Origin of the sequence: Mangrovimonas xylaniphaga (assembly GCF_001280435.1) — a bacterium.
In the GTDB taxonomy this organism is placed as follows: domain Bacteria; phylum Bacteroidota; class Bacteroidia; order Flavobacteriales; family Flavobacteriaceae; genus Mangrovimonas_A; species Mangrovimonas_A xylaniphaga.
The window spans coordinates 37,361-58,448 of record NZ_LBIP01000017.1 but is presented as its reverse complement, the minus strand read 5'-3'; the positions used below and the strand labels follow the sequence as shown (position 1 = coordinate 58,448).

The window sequence follows — 21,088 nt, the reverse complement described above, 5'->3', positions numbered from 1 at the left end:
CATATTGGTATGGAAATTCTATTGTACATAGCAATTACCGTTCTCACATTCTCCTTTATGGAATTGGTTACGTGGTTTACCCATAAATATATCATGCATGGATTTTTATGGTATCTCCATGAAGATCACCACCAACCTAAATACCCTCATGTATTTGAAAAAAACGATGCATTTTTCATCATTTTTGCCATCCCCAGTATAGCGCTTTTCTATTTTGGTGCCGTTCCAAAATTAAACTTTATGTTCTTTATTGGATTGGGCATTTTTTTCTATGGCATTGCTTACTTCTTAATCCATGATGTTTTAATCCACCAACGCTTTAAATGGTTCAAGAATATTAAGAATAAATACCTCATTGGGCTACGAAAAGCCCATAAAGTACATCACAAACATTTGGACAAGGAAGACGGTGAGTGCTTCGGAATGCTATGGGTTCCTAAAAAGTTTCATAAACAGTTCAAAGCATAATGAAGCCCTACACCTATCTACTTGTAAATTTTACCTGTATCCTTATTCCTCTTATTGCCAGCTTCTACAGGAAATATCCTTTTTATAAAGATTGGAAAGCCTTTTTTAAAGGCAATGTAATTGTGACCTTATTATTTTTAATCTGGGATTGGTATTTCACCAATATTGGCGTTTGGGGATTTAACAGCGACTATTTACTAATAATAAATATTGCCGATTTACCTATTGAAGAAATCCTATTTTTCATCTGTATTCCCTTTGCCTGCGTATTTACTTATTTCGCCCTAAACTCACTGGTTGCAAGGAATCCATTGAACACAATTCAGGCAAAAATCACAACAATTCTAATTCTGTTTTTTACGATTATAGCAGTTTTTAATTTTGACAAACTCTATACGCTAAGTGCCTTTGGCCTTTGTGCCTTGTATTTAACCTACCTAAAATTCAGGAAAATCAACCTAGCTTTTCATTACCTCACCTACCTCTGTATATTACCGTTTTTTATAGCCAGTAATGGCATTTTAACAGGTTCTTTGTTGGACGCTCCCATTGTTTGGTATAACAATAGTGAAAACCTAGGCATTAGAATTGCCACCATCCCTATTGAGGATAGTGTTTATGGTATGTTGCTTATATTTTTAAATATTGAATGCTATAGGTATTTCAAAACCAAGAACATTCAAAATACCCAACATTCAATTACTTGATAATTGATTTTACCGCGTTGAAATCAAGTCCACCATAATTTCCAGAACTCATTAACAATAAAGCTTTATTGGTAAAATCCTGTGAAAACAAATAGTCTTTAAACGCTTCTGGATCGGTATAGATAATCAGGTCGTCTCTTTCGAATGCATCCGCTATTTGTTCATGCGTCACCTCTTCCAATTGCTTAATCTTTACCGCATGAGGCGAATAGAACACCACAGCCACATCGGCAGTATCCAGTGCGCTTTTGTATTCTTTTAAAAATTCGGCATTCAAACTACTATAAGTATGCAATTCCAAACAAGCCACTACAGTTTTGTCTGGATATTGCTCTTTCATAGCCGTTGTTGTGGCCGACACCTTACTTGGAGAATGTGCAAAGTCTTTGTAAGCAACAGAACTCTTACCTTCCGCTATCTTTTCCAATCGCTTACTAGCTCCTTTAAAAGTTGCAATGGCTTCGTAGAAATCATCCTCATCTACCCCCATATGCTGACAAATCCACTTGGCTCCAGCGAGATTGTTCAAATTATGCTTTCCAAATACTTCAATAGGAAGTGGTCCCTCTGGTGTTTCCAATAGAGTTTCCCCATCTTCAACAGTATATTCCGGTGTATAGTATGGCAACTTTCTAATCGTATTTTCACTAGCTTCTACAACGCGTTTCAGCGCTTCATCTTCGGCATTGTATGAAATACTTCCTCCCTTAACAATACTGTCCACAAAAATTTTGAACTGCTCAACATAATTATCAAAAGTTGGAAATACATTGATATGATCCCAAGCTATCCCACTCAACAAAGCAATGTTGGGTTGGTACAAATGAAACTTCGGTCTTCGATCTATCGGAGAGCTTAAATATTCGTCACCTTCCAAAACAATAAAATCATTGTCTTCGGTAAGTTTTACCATAACATCAAAACCTTCCAATTGGGCACCCACCATAAAATCCACATCAATATCATGATAATTCATGACATGTAAAATCATGGATGTAATCGTGGTCTTACCATGACTTCCACCAATAACAACACGTGTTTTATGCTTGGATTGTTCGTACAAAAATTCAGGATAGCTATAGATTTTCAATCCTAATTCCTGAGCTTTTAAAAGTTCAGGATTATCAGCTTTGGCATGCATTCCTAGAACTACGGCATCTAAATCGGCAGTAATTTTTTCTGGAAACCATCCATAGGCTTCTGGCAACAAGCCTTTACTTTCCAATCTTGATTTGGAAGGATCAAAAATTTCATCATCGCTTCCAGTTACCTGATATCCTTTATTGTGTAATGCGATGGCTAAATTATGCATTGCTGCTCCGCCAATAGCTATAAAATGTACGTTCATAACATAGGTTTGTAAGTGTTCAAATATAAGGATTGCTACTGTAAGGCCGAAGCTTCCTTACATAAGTTTTGCATGCAACTTTTAGATTACATTTTTTGTTCAATCTCCGCAATTTGACTCAAAAGAGCTTCACTTGGATATTTAAAATAAGCTTCTTGTAGATTCTTCAGAGCCTTTTCCAATTCACCTTGCGACATATAAAATTCTATAAGCTTCTTATAACAAGTTAAAGAGCCCCCAACCACAACGGCCCTTTTATAATAGGTTTCGGCCAAGCCAAAATCCTCACCATTGAAATACACAAAGCCCTTAGCCAAATAGCCATCTACCAAAGACAGTTCCTCCAGCTGAATAGCATATTGCATAGCATTATCTAAGCCACCACCTAAAATTATGGGGAGCTTCACATACAACTCCACCAAGGCCCACCTAGTATCAATATGAGTTGGGTCCAAACTAGCCGCTTTTAAGAACGCCTCCTCCACATCTCCAATAATGGCCAATGCCCTAATTTTATTAATGCTTATTGCTTTCATGCCTAAGGCGCCTCCATATTTGTATTGATAATTAGCAATATTAGGACGTATCTCTACCAACTTTTCATACTCTGTAATCGCTTTATCCCATTCTTTTTGGTGACCATAAACGTCTCCCAACAACTCTATGGCTTCCAAATCTTCAAAACCATCAGTATGAGGTAACAGCAATTTTTCTGCACGGGAGAATTCCTTTTTCTCGATTAAAGTCCGAACCAATTTCTGATCCAATTGACCAAACCCAACCAAAGGCAAAAAGATTAATAAAATCAACCAACGCATAGAGTTACTGTTCTTGTAGTATTAAAGATAAGGACACTTTCTTGTTTTTACAAAGATGCGTATATTTTGAAATTCGAGAATACCCAATCAAAACCTTTCAGTGGAAATTAGTGATTTAAACGGAAAACGAATCTTCTCCTCACAATTGAATAATGGTACAACTCAACTAGACATCAGTCAACTTGAAAGTGGTATCTACTTGGCCAATTTTTACGCCAATAATATTCTTATTGCAACAAAAAAAGTCATTAAAAATTAACAAAAAGAAAGCCCGCTAAAGCGGGCTCATTTACTATTTACTTGGAGGCATCGATGGTCTCACTTCTATTTTACTCGGCAATGTCCTAGGATTCATTTTAACTAAATCTACAACCAACTCGCCAATATCCTCACTCTGTATTTTCCAAGCATCGCCATCGTTTGGCACATGATTATTAAAATAAGTAGCCACAGAACCAGGCATAATAGTACTCACCTTAATTCCGTACTTTCTCAAGTCGAGCATTGCAGCCTGGGTAAATCCTGTCACCCCAAATTTGCTGGCATTATAAGCCGAACCATTCGCAAAAAAATTGGTTCCCGCTAAACTGGAAATGGTTATAAAATATCCCTTTGATTTCCTCAAAGCTTCAACTCCAGCTTTAAGAGTATAAAATACTCCCGAAAGATTGGTGTCAACAGTATCTTTCCAGTCCTCTATACTTAAATCCTCAACGGAATCAAAATGCCCAACTCCAGCGTTTGCAACCAATATATCCAATTGTCCAAACTCACTCAAGACATCTGCCACCGCTTCCTTTAAACTTTCAAAATCCTTTACATCTCCCTTTACTCCAATAGCTTTGGCTTTAGTCGTTTTATGGGCATTCAACATTCCTGCTGCTTCATGTGCTGTAGCACTGCTTCTGCTCGTGATTGCCACATTCACTCCTTGTGCCATTAATGATTGGGCAATGCCAAAACCAATTCCTTTTGTTCCTCCTGTAATTAGAGCAACCTTATGTTCTAATGTTTCCATGATTTTATTTTACGACTTCTATTTATGCAATTATTTAATTTATTTTTTTGTTGGAGGATATCCCTTTAAAATCTCAGTTGCGATTGTTTTAAATTTTGCTTCTTTAGCTTCAGGAGCATCATCTTGATAAAAGGAATCTTCACTTATCGCCTGCCAAAACAAGCCTCCTCCTTGGGGATCCACAAAATCTACTTGAATCTGCCTGTTTAAGGTAGATTGCCCAACAGGAATTCCCACAGAAATGCCTCCTCCCATATTTCGGCCGCTACCACCAAAACCAACGCCTACGGAACTTTGACTTCCCACGTTATAGGCATTACTCTGAACATTTATTAAAAAATCTGGAGAATCAGACAGCATCATGCCCTTTGCTGCGATAGCAGTATCCAAGGCATCCAAAAACCGATTGGTATCGAATTCACTGAAACCTGTATTCAAGTCCTGAAAGTAGTTATAGGTTTTATATTTAGAAAAATCTGTGTTCCTTTCATAATCATAATTAACCCTAACTGGAGCGCAAGCAACCAAGGACAAAAAAAGAAGGCAGATAAAGACGGAAAAACGGTTCTTCATTTTTCTTATAAAGATACAAAAAGAAAGAGGAGAAAGTTATTCTTCCAAATCTGCATTTTTACTGTCAATAGACTTTGTTAAAGCTGAAGATATTATTCCTGTTGGAATTGCAATAATTCCCAAACCAATCAATAAAATAAAAAAAGTAAAGGCTTTACCTCCCACTGTAACTGGATATACATCGCCATATCCAACTGTAGTAAGTGTAACTATAGCCCACCAAAGACTATCAAAAACCGAAGAAAACACCTCTGGCTGAGCTGAATTTTCAAAATAATAAATCCCTACAGCCGCAAAATAGATAAGAATAAATGTGACTATCAAAAAAAGAAAAATCTCTTCTTTAGCCATTTTAATCGCTTGAGAAAAATGACGCAGTGCCTTGTTGTATCTCACCAATTTCAGAATGCGAATCAACCTCAAAAATCTTAGCGCTCTTAACGACCTTAAATCTATTCCAAATGATAAATAAAAAGGTAAAATAGCTAACAAATCAATTATTCCGAAAAAGCTAAAAATGAATTTAAACTTTTTATCCGCCACATATATTCTTAGCAAATATTCAATACTAAAAACAATAACGCTAAACAGTTCGATGAAATTCAAAACTACTTTTATTTGAGGTTTTAAATTAGGGATAGTCTCAATAGAAAAAGTCACTATTGAAACAAAAATTAGCGCTTGAATAAAAAAGGCAAAAAACCTACTTTTATTATTGTCGTTAAATTCTATAATACTTTTTAGATAAGCTTTCATTATTTAATGGTTGGAAGCGTAAAAAAACAAAAAAGGCTTGAAAAATGAAACTTTCCAAGCCTTTTATATTTTTAGATGTAATCGTCTCTATGGATTAAGCATTTTCCATAGTTTGTCTTTAAGTTGGGTAATCCCTTGTTGAGCTACAGAGGAAATAAACATATACGGAATTGGCAAACTCTTATCCAATTCTTCCTTTAGTTCTGCTTTGAGTTCATCATCCAACATATCACATTTTGAGATGGCTACCATACGTTCCTTATCCAACATTTCTGGATTATAACGTCTTAACTCATCCAACAAAATATTGTATTGCTCTAAAATGTCATTGGCATCGGCAGGCACCAAAAACAGTAAAATAGAATTTCTCTCGATGTGACGTAAGAAATAATGTCCCAATCCCTTGCCCTCGGCAGCACCTTCAATAATCCCAGGAATATCGGCCATTACAAAGGTCTGGAAATCACGATGTTCTACAATTCCCAAATTAGGCTTTAGTGTCGTAAACTCGTAATCCGCTATTTTAGGCTTTGCTGAAGTAATCACAGATAGCAAAGTAGATTTCCCTGCATTTGGAAATCCTACCAATCCAACATCTGCCAACACCTTTAACTCGAGAGTGACATCTTTCTCCTCAAGCGGCATTCCTGGTTGCGCATAGCGAGGCGTTTGGTTTGTAGCCGACTTAAAATGCCAGTTTCCGCGACCTCCCATACCTCCTTCGGCCAAGATTCTTTCTTCTTGATCCTCGGTGATCTCAAATAGAATCTTATTGGTTTCGGTATCCCGTATCACAGTTCCCAAAGGCACATCGATGTACATATCCTCTCCATCGGCACCTGTACTTCTGGCCTTGCTTCCGTTTTCACCATGTCCAGCACGCACGTGTCGTTTAAACTTTAGGTGAAGTAATGTCCAAAGGTTACTGTTTCCTCTAATAATAACATGCCCTCCACGACCACCGTCGCCCCCATCGGGACCACCTTTGGCAATGTACTTTTCACGATGTAAATGAGCAGACCCTTGGCCTCCCTTACCAGAAGACACATGGATTTTTACATAATCTACAAAATTTCCTTCCGTCATATTATTCCCCTGTATATAAAAGGTCTGATTTATTTAAAGATAGTCTTTGGTAACTGCTAAAATGTCTTTCTGAAAACTACAGCTTGTCAATTACCGCACTTAACCTCTCGGTAATCTCTTCGATACTTCCAACACCATCCACTCCAAAATATTTGTTTTGAGCTGAATAGTAATCTTTTAAAATTGCTGTTTTATTGTAGTATTCCACAATTCGGTTTCTAATGATACTTTCATCGGCATCATCGGCTCTTCCACTGGTCTTTCCGCGTTCCAACAAACGCTCCACCAACACCTCATCGTCAACTTCCAATGCAATCATAGCATTGATTTGAGAATCCTTGCTATCCATCAACTTATCCAAAGCTTCGGCTTGGGCATTGGTACGTGGAAATCCGTCAAAAAGGAACCCATTGGCATCGGCATTCTTTTCAACTTCTGCATTCAACATATCAATTGTAACCTGGTCTGGAACCAATTCACCTTTATCGATGTAGGACTTAGCCAACATCCCCAAGGCTGTTTCATTTTTAATGTTGTATCGAAACACATCACCTGTAGAGATGTGTACCAAATTGTATTTCTGTTTTAAAAATTCTGCTTGTGTTCCTTTTCCGGCCCCTGGAGGTCCAAATAGCACCAAGTTTGTCATGTGTTGTGTGGTTTTTAATTGGTATATGGTAGGCAAGTCCCTTCCCAATCCATCGTAATCCAATCCGTAGCCTACAATAAATTTGTCAGGAATTTCCAAACCTACATAATGAAGTTTAAAATCTCTTTTGTACGCTTCCGGTTTAAAGAACAAAGTGGCGATGATCAGTTTCTTCACATTCTCATTTTTAAAGATCCTGTGCACCTCTGCCAATGTCCTTCCGGAATCAATAATGTCTTCCAAAATTACAACCGTACGTCCCGATAAATCCTGGGTAAGGCCAATCAATCTCTGGATATCTTCGGAAGACTTCAAGCCTTCGTAGGATGCCAGTTTAATAAAGGTCACCTCACATGGTTTAGGGTATTTTTTCACAAAATCGCTCACAAACATGAACGATCCATTTAAAATCCCAACAAACACGGGCACCTCATCCTTCAAATCTTCAGAAATTTGGTCCACCATACGCTGTACGGTCCCCTCCAATTCTTGTTCTGAAACAAATGGTTTAAAGTATAAGTCGTGAAGTTTGATCACTTGTTTTTTAATTTTAGAAACGCAAAGATAATCATTTGAGTAAGGATTTACGAATTCTGCTTTAGATTGTTTTGTTTTTTAGTTTTTTCACAGGGTTTTGATTTGTACTTTTGTAGCCTCATTATAAGATTGAAGTATAACTAAAACAACTCCCTTTTTTCTGGGAAATACATATGAATTTATTCTCTTCTGAATTTAAACTAGGTATTCTTGGTGGTGGGCAATTGGGCAAAATGATGCTCTATGATACCAGAAAGTTTGACATTGCCACCTACGTCCTTGATCCAAGTAACGAAGCGCCTTGTAAAATTGCCTGCAACCAATTCCAACAAGGGGATTTAATGGACTTTGATACCGTTTATAACTTCGGTAAGCAGGTAGATGTTCTTACCTTTGAAATTGAAAACGTAAATGTAGATGCTCTTGAAGCCTTGGAAAAAGAAGGAATTAAAGTATACCCTGCTTCCAAAACCTTGAGAAGCATTCAAAATAAAGCTACCCAAAAACTCTTCTACAGAGACCACAATATCCCAACCGCAGATTTTAACCGATTTGCCTACACTTCCGAAATTGAGGAAGCCATCCACAATGGAGGTCTTACTCTGCCATTTGTTTGGAAAAGCGCCCAATTTGGATATGATGGAAATGGCGTGAAAATTGTTCGAGAGATCGCAGATTTAAAGGAACTGCCAAATGTGGAGTGCATTGCTGAAACAATGGTGCCTTTCAAAAATGAATTGGCAGTTACTGTGGCACGAACTCCAGATGGAGAAATGAAAGTGTATCCTGTGGTAGAAATGGAATTCCACCCAGAAGCCAACCAAGTAGAGTATGTTATTTGTCCTGCAAGGATAGACGATAAAGTAGCCGAAAAAGCGAAGGCAGTAGCCTTAAAAGTATCGGAGGCATTTCAGCATGTAGGACTATTGGCCGTAGAGATGTTCCAAACAAAAGATGACGAGATTTTGGTGAACGAAGTAGCTCCAAGACCTCACAATTCTGGTCACCAAACCATTGAGGCTAGCTACACATCGCAATTTGAGCAACACCTAAGAGCCATTTTAAATTTACCATTAGGAAACACCGACAACAAAGTTGGCGGAATTATGGTTAATTTAGTAGGTGCTGAAGACCATACAGGAAATGTGGTCTACCAAAACATTGAAGACATCATGAAACTGGATGGCGTAACCCCGCATATTTATGGTAAAAAGCAAACACGACCATTTAGAAAAATGGGACATGTTACCATCGTAAATGAAGACATCAATGAAGCAAGAAGGGTTGCCGAACAAGTAAAAAGTACAATAAAAGTAATAAGCGAATAAAATATGAGTAAAGTAGGAATCATCATGGGAAGTAAGAGCGACCTGCCAGTAATGCAGGACGCTATTGATATTTTAAAAGGATTCGACATTGAAGTTGAAGTGGATATTGTTTCCGCTCATCGTACACCTGAAAAATTGTTCGACTATGGCAAAAATGCCCATACCAGAGGATTTTCCGTAATCATTGCTGGTGCAGGTGGAGCAGCTCACCTACCAGGTATGATTGCGTCCTTATCACCTCTTCCTGTTATTGGAGTTCCTGTAAAAAGTAGTAATTCTATTGACGGTTGGGATTCTGTACTGTCTATTTTGCAAATGCCAGGCGGTGTACCTGTGGCAACTGTTGCCTTAAACGGTGCTAAAAATGCAGGTATCTTGGCAGCACAAATTATTGGAAGCTCCGATAAATGTGTCTTGGATAAAATTATGGTTTACAAAGAAGGACTTAAAGCTGCCGTAATTGAATCGGCAAAAAACCTATAAATAAAAAAACCTCGACGGAAGTCGAGGTTTTAAAGCTATTAATCAATTATTTTAAGAGTCATTTCTGACGCCTTTAATGATTCGAGGACAAAAGTAGCAATATAATTCAAAAACAAATCAAAAAATATCGTTAATTAATCCTAAAATTGTTGTCCTAAAGAAAAGGAGTACAACCTAGGCCAAATTAATGCCCTCCATATGAATATTCTCAACAAACCATTTGATACGCCGTTCAATACTGCCCCATTCTCAAAACTAAAAAACGAAGATTTTCTACCAGCTTTCAAAGAAGGAATTGCTCAGGCTAAAGCCGAAATTGATGCTATTACCACTAATCCGGAAGTGCCAACATTTCAAAATACGGTGGAAGCTTTGGATTTTTCCGGGGAACAATTGGATCGTATTTCAAGCATTTTTTTCAACTTAAATTCTGCTGAAACCAATGACGAAATTCAAAAAATAGCGCAAGAGGTTTCTCCTTTATTATCGGAATTCAGTAATGACATCACTTTAAACGAGGATCTTTTTAAGCGTATCAAGGCTGTTTATGAGATGAAAGATGAATTGGAGTTGACGACGGAACAGCACACCTTATTGGATAAAAAATATAAAAGCTTTTCAAGAAACGGAGCCAACTTACCCGAAGACAAAAAGCAACAGCTACGGGAAATTGACAAAAAATTAAGTCAGCTTAAGTTGAAGTTTGGCGAAAATGTACTGGCTGAAACCAACAACTTCGAAATGCTCATTACCAATGAAGACGATTTGGATGGACTGCCAGAAGGTGCTAAAGAAGCAGCCAAACAATTGGCGGAATCCAAAAACGTGGAGGGTTGGATCATCACCTTGGACTACCCTAGCTACATTCCGTTCATGACGTATGCCAGCAATAGGGAATTACGCAAAAAATTAGCCATTGCCTTTGGAGCCAAAGCATTCAAAAACGATAAGCTGGACAATCAGGAAAACGTGTTGCAAATTGCTAAACTTCGTTACCAACGCGCCAACCTTTTAGGTTATAAAACCCATGCTCATTTTGTTTTGGAAGAGCGTATGGCCAAAACCCCAGACAACGTCAACAAATTCCTTTATGAATTACTTGACAAGGCTAAACCAGCAGCTGAACGTGAATTTGCCAACCTACAAGAGTTTGCCAAAGAATTGGACGGCATTGAAGTGCTTCAAAAATGGGATTCTTCTTATTACGCTGAAAAATTGAAGCAAAAACTTTTTGATTTGGATGACGAGAAACTAAAACCGTATTTCAAATTAGAAAATGTGATTGATGGGTCTTTTACGGTGGCTAAAAAACTATATGGACTTCATTTTGAAGAAATTCATGATATTGACAAATACCACGCAGATGTTCTTACCTATAAAGTTACTAATGAACAAGGTGGTTTAGTGGCCATTTTCTACGCCGACTTTTTTCCTAGACCGGGAAAAAGAAACGGTGCGTGGATGACATCTTTCAAACCACAATTTAGAAAAAATGGCACCAATGAAAGACCTCATATTTCCATTGTGTGCAATTTTACAAAACCTACAAAAAGCAAACCTTCATTATTAACCTTCAATGAAGTGACTACGTTGTTCCACGAATTTGGTCATGCCCTGCACGGCATGTTGGCAGACACTACTTACCCTAGCTTATCAGGAACTAGTGTATTCTGGGATTTTGTAGAGCTTCCGAGCCAAGTTTTGGAAAACTGGTGCTATGAAAAGGAAGCCTTGGAATTGTTTGCTAAGCACTACGAAACTGGCGAATTAATTCCAATGGAATTAGTGAATAAAATTAAGGAATCAGCAACGTTCCATGAAGGTATGCAAACCCTAAGACAATTGAGTTTCGGACTTTTGGATATGAGCTGGCATGGTCAAGATCCTTCACCAATTACGGATGTGAAGAGACATGAAATCGAAGCTTTTGAAAGCACGAGACTCTACCCAGATGTTCCAGAAAACTGTATGAGCACCTCTTTTTCGCATATTTTCCAAGGAGGCTATTCTTCCGGATACTACAGTTATAAATGGGCCGAAGTTTTAGACGCAGATGCTTTTGAGTATTTCACGGAACAGGGCATTTTCAACAAACAAGTGGCCCAAAAGTTCATGGCGAACATATTATCGCAAGGTGGAACCGAAGACCCAATGACACTTTACAAGCGTTTTAGAGGCAAAGAACCTCAACCAGAAGCACTTTTAAGAAGAGCTGGTTTGATAGAAAAACAATAGTTTTTAACATAAAAAAGGGCGATGATTATCGCCCTTTTCTTTTTGATATAATAGAATCTTTCTTCTCAATAAGAAATCTGTACCACCTCGGCCAAGCCAGGTATCAAGGCATTTTGTGTCGCCCATAGATTGCCCTGCTTATCAAATGTTATAGCCGTAAGCAAAGGAATACCTGTAGCAATAGTTGTAACTTCCATAGTTTCCATATTACACATCTTAATATTACCACCCATTCCTGTTTGTAACACTTCCACTGCAAACCAACTTTGTTCATCAAGTTCTGCTACATACAAATTACCATCAGGACCAAAGGTTAAATCCACAATAGATGTAAAACCTCCGCTAAAAAACTTTACACAATCTTCGCTTGAGCCACACATGGCTCCTGAAGCATCTGGAGCAATACGCCAGATATTAGACGCACCTGTAGGCCCAGGAAAGCCCTTTAACTCTCCAACATAATAATAGCCATCAGGACCAATAGCTACAGATGTAGGAACTGCTTGAGCAGGCATCATTGGAACGTTGCAAAGAAACTCGAATCCCGGAATAGGTTCTGGACAGCCTACTAAGGCCTGAACATTTGCAGTTGACACCAATTCATTGGGAAATACGGCAACCACTTCAATGTTACCCTGATTGTCGATCCTAAGCAAATCATTAGCGCCTGCATCCGCCACCAAGGCTTCATTGGCATTTGTGGCCGCAACCGCATAAGGATTGGAATCTACATCTTGCCCGTCTGGGTTATTTTCTTCCTCAAATAGAAATAGATTCGCAATTTGATTGACACCTCCATTTCCAACACGATAAATTGCTTGACCAGAGTCCATAGTGTTCTGGCCACCTCCTCCTCTTGATGCCCACATGACTCCATTCCCTATTGGAGCAATAGATGTTACCCCTGGAAGCGAAAATTGCAATACACCAAGTGAATTAGAAATACCAATTGGCACATCGGCAACTAAAATTTTATTGTTTGGACTTAGTGCTAGGTCAAATAATGGACCATTTAAAGACCCTGCCTCCTTACGGCTAGCATCAGCGGCAGCGCCATTAAGCGTTGGGTTAATAACCGTTGCGTCTGATTGAGATACTGGCTCAGAACTACAGCCAAATACAAGAAGGACCAACATGGCAGCCACTCCCCTAATTGATGATTTTTTCATTTTGATAAGTTTTTAAGTTTGATTGCACTTGAATTCAGAAAACTGAATTATTAAACCCAGAACAGAAGATTAAATGAAGTAGAAACGGGAGCCCAAACTGTAAATTTTAAAGAAAAAAATCAGTATGGAATGCAATAACCAGCTATAGGAGAGAGTATTAAAGATACTAAAAATCAAACAAACAAAAATTCAATTCACTCATAACCATTTATTTAGGCGACATATAACGCAAAACTGTAGACGAAATTTTAAAAATGCATATCTTAGCTATGAACAACTAATAATATATCAAATATGTCTAAAACCAAACTCACAATACTTAGCAACGGTAGCGTAAAAGTAGATGGCGATTTTGAAATTGTCGATAAAGAAGGGAATGTCTACGGTTTAGGAGGCCGAACTTTAGTCTCTCTTTGCCGCTGCGGAAGATCAGAGAACAAACCATTTTGTGATGGCAGCCATCGCAACCATTTTGAACATGAGGCCAAAGCTTTCGACTTGCCTCCGAAGCCATAGAACTCCGAACTAATTCTTTAAGGGTAGTTTTATTACAGTATTAATGCTAATCCATAAAAAATCAATTGTACTCAACAATAGTTGTTTCTAGTGCAGTTGATTTTTTGGTTTAAACCTTGTTTCTCTAACTAAATTTAGAATTCACAACTAACAGTTCGAGTTAAATATTCCTTTTAACATATTACCTGTAAGGACTATAGAAACTGATTTTTTTATCCTAAATTTGAAGAAACAGATGTAAGACAATATGCCAAAACACCAATTAGATCCTACCAAATGGGTCGCGCTTTACTCCGATTATCTGTTCAATTATACCATTGCTAGGGTAAACGATAGGGAAACCGCCAAAGACTTGGTTCAAGAAGCATTTTTTTCGGCATTGAAATCCATGAAAAACTTCAAGGGTGAAGCCAGTGAACGTACTTGGCTCATTTCAATTTTAAAGCGAAAAATTATTGACTACTATCGAAAATCAAACTCCAAAAAAGGCCAGGCCGAAATACGGATTTCCTATAATTCGCCAAAAGATGATGGCGATTGGTTGGCAGAACGCGTTGCCGATCTTGATAAAACAGCCGAAGGCAAACTAGAAAACAAAGAATTGGGAGATGCCATCCATGAGTGCATGAGCAAACTTCCTGAAAAGCAAGCCTTGGTGTTTAGAATGAAGACCATTGAGGGGATGGACACCGAAACCATCTGTAATGAATTAAAAATAACGCCGTCTAACCTTTGGGTTATCATCCATAGGGCCAGAACTGCAATGGCCGAATGCCTCGAACAAAATTGGTTTTAATTTTATGAAAAAAAGTATCCTTTTTATATCCTGTGATGAAGCACTTGAAATATGCGACCGCTCTCAATATGGAGAAGCCTCTTTTTGGGAAAAATTAAAATTCAACTTCAGGTTTTGTTGGTGCAAAATGACCAGATCCTACTCTAAACAGAACAAAAAGCTCACTAAAGTGATGAAGGAATCCAATATAGAATGTCTAAAAGAAAAGGAACGCCAAGACCTACATCAAAATTTTGATGCCTTTCTACGTAACCAAGAGCAACAATAACCAAAAGATAGGAATCCCTTCCACCCAAAAACTGCAGTAATAAGGTCTTTGATTCTTACTAGCAAAATATAAAAAGGCTCCCAGAACCAAGGATACCACCAAAAGACTAAGCTTAAATCTTATACCTTGGCCATGTCTTATCAACTCCAATCCCAACATGACCAATAACAAGATACCTCCAAAAATTTTAGTTCGTTTGACACCTATTTTCTGCGGAATGGTAGATAGCTTCAAGCTATCATAATTTAAATCCCTAATTTCAAAAGGCAATATCAACACCAATACCAAAATAAATCGTTGCAAAAATGGCAATAGTTCTTCCAAACCAATAGGATAATCTGCATTTAACAAAGGTAACAAGACTGTAACCCCTGCCCATACCATAGCAATAACATATACCTTTATACCGCTTATACTTCTCAGGTTTTGATTTTTGTCAAACAGCATTTTTCTTGGTAAAAATGGGACGGCATACAAGAAAGTAACTGCTCCAAAAAAGGCAATATAAAGTAATGTTTTAAGCTCTAATCGCGCAGCATAAAAGCACATCAATAAGAAACAAACAAAGGAAAAAACCTGAATAAATTTGAGCCAATAGGCCAGACTTCGGTGGTGAAACTTGGCCAGTCCAAAAAATTTAACAAAATTATATCCTGTAATACTGGCATAAAATATAAAATACAGCACGGTTTCATCGTAAGGCAAATTGTATTCCATTAGGGTAATCCAAGATATGGCATAGACCGCCAAAGCCACGTGAATACTGCTGTTGATGTAAAAATTGAAAATACGTTTTAGAAACCTCACCTCACAAAAATAATTAAAGTGTTAATAAGAGCTTCATTTGGTTAAAAAACTTTCATTATCATTAACATAAAACCATGATTAATTCCGTAATTTTGCGCCTCAAAAACACAATTTTTTTAGAATGAATACAAATGCTTTCGCTTTGCGTCACATTGGTCCAAGAGAGGAAGACCAAAAAAAGATGTTAGAAACAATAGGTGTTGACTCTTTAGACCAACTCATTTACGAAACAATTCCGGATGATATTCGATTACAGAAAGACTTGAAGCTCGATGCTCCAATGACAGAGAACGAATACCTCAACCATATTCATGAACTTTCTAATAAAAATAAAGTTTACAAAACATATATTGGTTTAGGCTACCACCCAACTATCCTTCCTGCCGTTATTCAACGTAACATTTTTGAAAACCCAGGATGGTATACAGCCTACACGCCATACCAAGCAGAAATTGCTCAAGGTCGTTTGGAAGCCCTATTGAACTTCCAAACCATGATTACAGACCTTACAGGTATGGAGCTTGCCAATGCCTCTTTGTTGGATGAAAGTACTGCTGCTTCAGAAGCTATGAGCTTATTGTTTGCCGTACGTTCTAGAGACCAAAAGAAAGCTGGTGTAAACAAATTCTTTGTTTCCGATTTAATTTTACCGCAAACCTTATCCCTACTTGAAACCCGTGCCTTGCCAATTGGCATTGAATTGGTAGTAGGAAATGAAGCTGAATTTGACTTCTCTTCAGATTTCTTTGGAGCGATTTTACAATATCCAGGAAAAGACGGTCAGGTTACAGATATCAAAACTTTCATTGAAAAAGCACAATTGGTTCAAATTAAAGTAGCTGTTGCTGCCGATATTTTGAGTTTGGTAAAACTGGAAGCTCCAGGAAAATTTGGTGCCGATGTGGTAGTAGGAACAACACAGCGTTTTGGAATCCCAATGGGCTTTGGAGGGCCGCACGCCGCTTACTTTGCAACCAAAGAAGCTTACAAGCGTGACATCCCTGGACGTATCATTGGAGTAACCAAAGACACCAACGGTAACAGAGCTCTCCGTATGGCGCTTCAAACTCGTGAGCAGCACATCAAGCGTGATAAAGCAACTTCAAACATCTGTACTGCGCAAGTACTTTTGGCTGTTATGGCTGGAATGTACGCTGTGTACCACGGACCAAAAGGTTTGGAATTTATCGCCAATAAAGTGCACCACTCTGCAGCCAGTTTATCTGCTGCTTTGGAGAAATTGGGTTACAAGCAATTAAACTCTAGCTTCTTCGATACGCTTCAAATTGAAGCCAAAGCAAAAAAAATCAAAGAAATTGCTAAAGACCATAAGGTAAACTTCTTCTACCCAAGCAAGCATACAGTAACTATTTCAATTAACGAAACAACATCTTTAAGTGATGTGAATGAAATCATTGAAATTTTTGCAAAAGCTGCCAAAAAGAAAACAATCAAATTAACTTCTATTGAAGAAGCTAATCATATTACTGAAGATCTTAAGAGAAACTCAGAATTCTTAACTCTAGAGGTTTTCAACAAGTATCATTCTGAAACAGAATTGATGCGTTACATCAAGTTTTTGGAGCGCAAAGACCTTTCTTTGAACCACTCCATGATTTCTTTGGGATCTTGTACCATGAAACTTAATGCTGCGGCAGAAATGTTGCCATTAAGCTGGGCAAAATGGACCAACATTCACCCATTTGCTCCTGCAAAGCAAGCCAAAGGATACTTGACTATGTTAAAGGCTCTTGAAGACCAATTAACAGAAATTACTGGATTTGCTGGCACTTCTTTGCAACCTAACTCTGGAGCTCAAGGAGAATTTGCAGGTCTTATGGTAATTAAGGCTTACCACGAATCTCGTGGAGACCACCATAGAAACATCTGTTTGATTCCTTCTTCTGCACACGGTACTAACCCTGCGAGTGCGGTTATGGCTGGTATGAAAGTAGTGGTTACCAAATCTACAGACAAAGGAAACATTGATGTTGAAGACTTACGCCAAAAAGCAGAATTGCACAAAGACAACCTTTCTTGTGTCATGGTAACTTACCCTTCAACACACGGAGTTTACGAATCTGCAATTAAGGAAATCACTCAAATTATCCACGACAACGGAGGTCAGGTGTACATGGACGGAGCCAACATGAATGCTCAAGTTGGACTTACAAATCCAGGAAACATTGGTGCCGACGTATGTCACTTGAACTTACATAAAACATTTGCCATTCCTCACGGAGGTGGTGGACCAGGAGTTGGACCTATTTGTGTTGCCAAGCAATTGGTGCCATTCCTTCCTGGAAACCCATTGGTAAAAACTGGAGGCAAAAAAGCGATCACAGCCATTTCTGCAGCACCTTACGGATCTGCCTTGGTATGTTTGATCTCTTACGGATACATCAAAATGTTAGGAGCTGAAGGTGTTACAGAAGCTACCAAAACAGCCATCTTGAACGCTAACTATATCAAGTCTCGTTTACAAGGAAGTTTTGACACGTTGTATTCAGGTGAATGTGGACGTGCCGCTCACGAAATGATTGTTGATTGTCGTGCCTTTAAAGCTAATGGCATTGAAGTTACAGACATCGCAAAACGTTTAATGGACTACGGTTTCCACGCTCCTACGGTATCTTTCCCAGTAGCAGGTACCTTGATGATCGAGCCTACCGAAAGTGAAAGCAAAGACGAAATGGATCGTTTCTGTGACGCCATGATTTCTATCAAAAATGAAATTGACCAGGCTAGTAAAGACGACGCTAACAATGTTCTTAAAAATGCTCCACATACTTTGGAGATGTTGACATCGGATGAATGGTTGTTCCCATACACTCGTGAAGCAGCTGCTTTCCCATTGGATTATGTGAAAGAAAACAAGTTTTGGCCATCGGTAAGACGTGTGGATGACGCATTTGGAGATAGAAACCTTATCTGTACTTGTGCTCCAATTGAAGAATATATGGAAGCCTAAACATGTTCAAACACTAGTTTGAACATCGTAAATTGTTACTAAATATTTAATGCCTTTAATTTTCCTATTGTACCTTAGCGAAAATTAAAGGCATTCTTCTTTATGAATATTAAGATTACTGGTATTGGAAGTTACATTCCAAGCTCCATCGAAAAAAACGAAGACTTCAATCAACACATTTTTTTAAATTCAGACGGATCAAGTTTCGGCCACAGCAATGAAGTAATCATTGAAAAATTCAAGGCCATTACAGGAATTGGGGAAAGGCGTTACGTGAATCCCATGCTGAACTGTTCCGACATTGCCTTTTTTGCCGCCGAAAAAGCCATTTCCAACGCCAACATCGATCCAGAAACCTTAGATTATATCATCGTGGCCCACAACTTTGGAGACGTTAAACACAACACCATACAAAGCGATATGGTGCCATGTTTAGCCTCTAGGGTAAAACATAATCTTCGAATTAAAAATCCTAAATGTGTGGCCTATGATATCCTTTTCGGATGTCCAGGATGGATTCAAGGAGTCATTCAGGCACAAGCCTTCATTAAAGCTGGAATCGCCAAACGTTGCCTCGTAATTGGCGCTGAAACCTTAAGTCGCGTAGTAGACAAACACGACAGGGATTCCATGATTTATTCTGATGGTGCTGGAGCTAGTATTATTGAAGCCACCGATGAAGAAGGGGGCATTCTTTCGCATGAAACTGCGACCTATTCCTATGACGAAGCCTATTACCTTCACTTTGGAAACTCCTATAACAAAGACCTCAACCCAGACACCCGATACATTAAAATGGACGGGCGCAAGATTTATGAATTTGCCTTATCCCATGTACCTCAGGCCATGAAAACCTGTTTGGACAACAGTGGTTACGGCATAGAGGATGTAAAAAAGATTTTCATCCACCAGGCCAATGAAAAAATGGATGAAGCGATTTTAAAGCGTTTTTATAGACTTTATAGAGCGAATATTCCTGAAGGAATCATGCCCATGAGCATTTCGAAACTGGGAAATAGTTCCGTAGCCACGGTGCCAACCCTTTTGGATTTGGTGCTTCAGAATAAAATTGAAAATCAATCTCTATCTAAAGGTGATGTTATTATATTTGCAAGTGTTGGTGCCGGAATGCACATCAACGCCATAGTTTACAAATATTAATAATGTACGAAGGAAAATTTCCGCATAAGCGCTACAAGAAAACCATAGAATTTTTAAAAAGCCACGTCCCAACAAGTGCTCATATTTTAGATCTTGGCGTCCCCAACCCATTTACAGAAGTAATGAAGGAACATGGGTTTTCAGTGACGAATACGAAAGGTGAAGATTTGGATGAAGATGTTTCCAACATTATTAATTCCAGTGCCGAAGTAGTCACAGCTTTTGAAATATTCGAACATTTATTATCGCCTTATACGGTTCTTAAATCCATTAAGGCTGATAAACTCGTGGCAAGTATCCCTTTAAAATTATGGTTTTCCTCCGCATACCGAAGCAAAACAGATCCTTGGGACCGTCATTACCACGAATTTGAAGATTGGCAATTTGATTGGCTTTTGGAAAAAGCTGGATGGAAAATTGTGGCAACAAACAAGTGGACCAATCCAACCAAAAAGATTGGCATTAGACCTATCTTACGTTGGTTTACGCCGAGATACTATATTGTATATGCTGAGCGTGTTTAAACTGAAAACACCTTTATCTTTTGGATTTTAGCATAGTCATACCTGCCCACAACGAAGAAATTACCCTAAAGGTGACTTTGGAATCTTTGGTGGCGCAAACCTTATTACCGAAACAACTGGTCGTGGTTAACGACAATTCAACTGACGTAACACTAAAAGTCGCGAAGGAATTTGCCAATAAATATCCCTGGATTTCGGTTATTGATATTGCCTCATCACAAGAACATCAACCTGGCTCCAAAGTTGTGAATGCCTTCTATAAAGGATTTGAAACTTTAGACGTTGCATGTGACATCATTTGTAAGTTTGATGCCGATTTAATTTTCCCTCCCAATTATCTTGAAAAAGTCGCTGCACTTTTTAAAAGTAACAACACTATAGGGATTGCAGGAGGTATTCTCCACATTGAAAAAAATGGCCACTGGATTTATGAAAACATTGCCAAACAAACCCATGTTAGAGGCCCAATAAAAGCCTATAGAAAACAATGTTTTGAAGATATTGGCGGCCTGAAAAGATCCATTGGCTGGGATACGGTCGACACACTTTTGGCACAATATCATGGTTGGCAAATGGCCACGGATACTAACCTAAAGGTAAAACACCTAAAACCAACGGGAGCCCAGTACCAAAAAAACTCCAAATACATACAGGGAGAGGCCATGTACAAAATGCGCTATGGAATTACCATAACCAGTATTGCAGCTTTAAAATTGGCAATGAAAAAGAAAAGTCCCAGCCTTTTTAAAGACTACCTCATGGGCTACTTTAAGGCCAAGCAAAATGGATTGGAATATTTGGTATCAAAACCAGAAGGTGATTTCATTCGATCCTTACGATGGAAAGGCATTCTTGGCAGATAGTCCCACC

At 38.4% G+C, this 21,088-nt stretch carries 22 protein-coding genes; 13 read left to right on the top strand and 9 right to left on the bottom strand.

Annotation, left to right across the window (positions count from 1 at the left end; all coding sequences use genetic code 11):
• The first annotated feature begins 9 nt into the window (after positions 1-9).
• Positions 10-468, top strand: a complete 459-nt coding sequence (locus ZA06_RS10130; protein WP_053977359.1) for a sterol desaturase family protein — start codon at positions 10-12, stop codon at positions 466-468.
• Positions 468-1,175: a lycopene cyclase domain-containing protein gene (locus tag ZA06_RS10125; protein WP_053977358.1), complete on the top strand. Its 708-nt coding sequence runs from the start codon at positions 468-470 to the stop codon at positions 1,173-1,175. The genes ZA06_RS10130 and ZA06_RS10125 overlap by 1 nt, the downstream gene beginning before the upstream one ends.
• On the opposite strand, the gene ZA06_RS10120 is transcribed toward ZA06_RS10125, so the two are convergent.
• The gene (locus ZA06_RS10120; RefSeq protein WP_053977357.1) at positions 1,168-2,523 is read right to left on the bottom strand and encodes a UDP-N-acetylmuramate--L-alanine ligase; all 1,356 of its coding nucleotides are present in this window, start codon (positions 2,521-2,523) and stop codon (positions 1,168-1,170) included. The genes ZA06_RS10125 and ZA06_RS10120 overlap by 8 nt on opposite strands.
• Before the next feature lie 86 nt (positions 2,524-2,609).
• Positions 2,610-3,332 carry a tetratricopeptide repeat protein gene (locus tag ZA06_RS10115; RefSeq protein ID WP_240472237.1) on the bottom strand — a complete coding sequence of 241 codons (723 nt, stop codon included), beginning with the start codon at positions 3,330-3,332 and terminating at the stop codon, positions 2,610-2,612.
• An 88-nt stretch (positions 3,333-3,420) separates the two neighbouring features.
• Between ZA06_RS10115 and ZA06_RS17270 the strand changes: the two genes are divergently transcribed.
• Positions 3,421-3,600 (top strand): T9SS type A sorting domain-containing protein, encoded by a 180-nt coding sequence (locus ZA06_RS17270; RefSeq protein WP_082332002.1) that lies wholly within the window; start codon positions 3,421-3,423, stop codon positions 3,598-3,600.
• Between the two features lie 33 nt (positions 3,601-3,633).
• On the opposite strand, the gene ZA06_RS10110 is transcribed toward ZA06_RS17270, so the two are convergent.
• From ZA06_RS10110 to ZA06_RS16775, 5 genes are all read right to left on the bottom strand, one after another.
• Positions 3,634-4,359: an SDR family oxidoreductase gene (locus ZA06_RS10110; protein WP_053977355.1), complete on the bottom strand. Its 726-nt coding sequence runs from the start codon at positions 4,357-4,359 to the stop codon at positions 3,634-3,636.
• Positions 4,360-4,398: 39 nt separating this feature from the next.
• Positions 4,399-4,932 carry a DUF4136 domain-containing protein gene (locus ZA06_RS10105; RefSeq protein ID WP_053977354.1) on the bottom strand — a complete coding sequence of 178 codons (534 nt, stop codon included), beginning with the start codon at positions 4,930-4,932 and terminating at the stop codon, positions 4,399-4,401.
• Between the two features lie 36 nt (positions 4,933-4,968).
• Positions 4,969-5,688, bottom strand: coding sequence for an ion transporter (locus tag ZA06_RS10100; protein ID WP_053977353.1), 720 nt, complete (start codon positions 5,686-5,688; stop codon positions 4,969-4,971).
• A gap of 87 nt (positions 5,689-5,775) precedes the next feature.
• Complete coding sequence (gene obgE / locus ZA06_RS10095) at positions 5,776-6,774, bottom strand: GTPase ObgE (protein WP_053977352.1); 999 nt, start codon at positions 6,772-6,774, stop codon at positions 5,776-5,778.
• Between the two features lie 76 nt (positions 6,775-6,850).
• The gene (locus tag ZA06_RS16775; protein ID WP_082332001.1) at positions 6,851-7,960 is read right to left on the bottom strand and encodes an adenylate kinase; all 1,110 of its coding nucleotides are present in this window, start codon (positions 7,958-7,960) and stop codon (positions 6,851-6,853) included.
• A 173-nt stretch (positions 7,961-8,133) separates the two neighbouring features.
• On the opposite strand from ZA06_RS16775, the gene ZA06_RS10085 reads away from it, so the two are divergent.
• The 3 genes from ZA06_RS10085 (at position 8,134) to ZA06_RS10075 (ending at position 12,006) form a co-directional block, all read left to right on the top strand.
• On the top strand, positions 8,134-9,288 hold the full coding sequence (locus ZA06_RS10085; RefSeq protein WP_053977351.1) for a 5-(carboxyamino)imidazole ribonucleotide synthase: 1,155 nt from the start codon (positions 8,134-8,136) through the stop codon (positions 9,286-9,288).
• A 3-nt stretch (positions 9,289-9,291) separates the two neighbouring features.
• Positions 9,292-9,771, top strand: a complete 480-nt coding sequence (purE, locus tag ZA06_RS10080) for a 5-(carboxyamino)imidazole ribonucleotide mutase (protein WP_053977350.1) — start codon at positions 9,292-9,294, stop codon at positions 9,769-9,771.
• A gap of 198 nt (positions 9,772-9,969) precedes the next feature.
• Positions 9,970-12,006: a M3 family metallopeptidase gene (locus ZA06_RS10075; protein ID WP_053977349.1), complete on the top strand. Its 2,037-nt coding sequence runs from the start codon at positions 9,970-9,972 to the stop codon at positions 12,004-12,006.
• 65 nt (positions 12,007-12,071) lie between these two features.
• Here ZA06_RS10075 and ZA06_RS10070 read toward each other — a convergent pair whose 3' ends face one another.
• Entirely contained in the window at positions 12,072-13,175 is a 1,104-nt protein-coding gene (locus ZA06_RS10070) for a ScyD/ScyE family protein (RefSeq protein ID WP_053977348.1), read from the bottom strand.
• A gap of 294 nt (positions 13,176-13,469) precedes the next feature.
• On the opposite strand from ZA06_RS10070, the gene ZA06_RS16770 reads away from it, so the two are divergent.
• The 3 genes from ZA06_RS16770 to ZA06_RS10060 all read left to right on the top strand — a co-directional run bounded on the left by ZA06_RS16770 (position 13,470) and on the right by ZA06_RS10060 (position 14,755).
• Complete coding sequence (locus ZA06_RS16770; RefSeq protein ID WP_076663355.1) at positions 13,470-13,691, top strand: CDGSH iron-sulfur domain-containing protein; 222 nt, start codon at positions 13,470-13,472, stop codon at positions 13,689-13,691.
• Between the two features lie 247 nt (positions 13,692-13,938).
• A complete protein-coding gene (locus ZA06_RS10065) occupies positions 13,939-14,487 on the top strand; it encodes a sigma-70 family RNA polymerase sigma factor (protein ID WP_053977347.1) in 549 nt (182 codons plus the stop codon).
• A gap of 4 nt (positions 14,488-14,491) precedes the next feature.
• Positions 14,492-14,755, top strand: a complete 264-nt coding sequence (locus tag ZA06_RS10060) for a hypothetical protein (protein WP_053977346.1) — start codon at positions 14,492-14,494, stop codon at positions 14,753-14,755.
• Here the strand turns inward: ZA06_RS10060 and ZA06_RS10055 are convergent.
• On the bottom strand, positions 14,732-15,562 hold the full coding sequence (locus ZA06_RS10055) for a UbiA prenyltransferase family protein (protein WP_053977345.1): 831 nt from the start codon (positions 15,560-15,562) through the stop codon (positions 14,732-14,734). The two genes, ZA06_RS10060 and ZA06_RS10055, sit on opposite strands and share 24 nt — an antisense overlap.
• Before the next feature lie 121 nt (positions 15,563-15,683).
• Here ZA06_RS10055 and gcvP point away from each other — a divergent pair, with 121 nt between their 5' ends.
• The 4 genes from gcvP (at position 15,684) to ZA06_RS10035 (ending at position 21,081) form a co-directional block, all read left to right on the top strand.
• Positions 15,684-18,533 carry an aminomethyl-transferring glycine dehydrogenase gene (gene gcvP, locus ZA06_RS10050; protein WP_053977344.1) on the top strand — a complete coding sequence of 950 codons (2,850 nt, stop codon included), beginning with the start codon at positions 15,684-15,686 and terminating at the stop codon, positions 18,531-18,533.
• A gap of 102 nt (positions 18,534-18,635) precedes the next feature.
• Positions 18,636-19,694: a 3-oxoacyl-ACP synthase III family protein gene (locus ZA06_RS10045; protein ID WP_053977343.1), complete on the top strand. Its 1,059-nt coding sequence runs from the start codon at positions 18,636-18,638 to the stop codon at positions 19,692-19,694.
• 2 nt (positions 19,695-19,696) lie between these two features.
• A complete protein-coding gene (locus ZA06_RS10040) occupies positions 19,697-20,218 on the top strand; it encodes a class I SAM-dependent methyltransferase (RefSeq protein WP_053977342.1) in 522 nt (173 codons plus the stop codon).
• A gap of 20 nt (positions 20,219-20,238) precedes the next feature.
• Entirely contained in the window at positions 20,239-21,081 is an 843-nt protein-coding gene (locus ZA06_RS10035) for a glycosyltransferase family 2 protein (protein WP_053977341.1), read from the top strand.
• Positions 21,082-21,088: the final 7 nt, after the last annotated feature.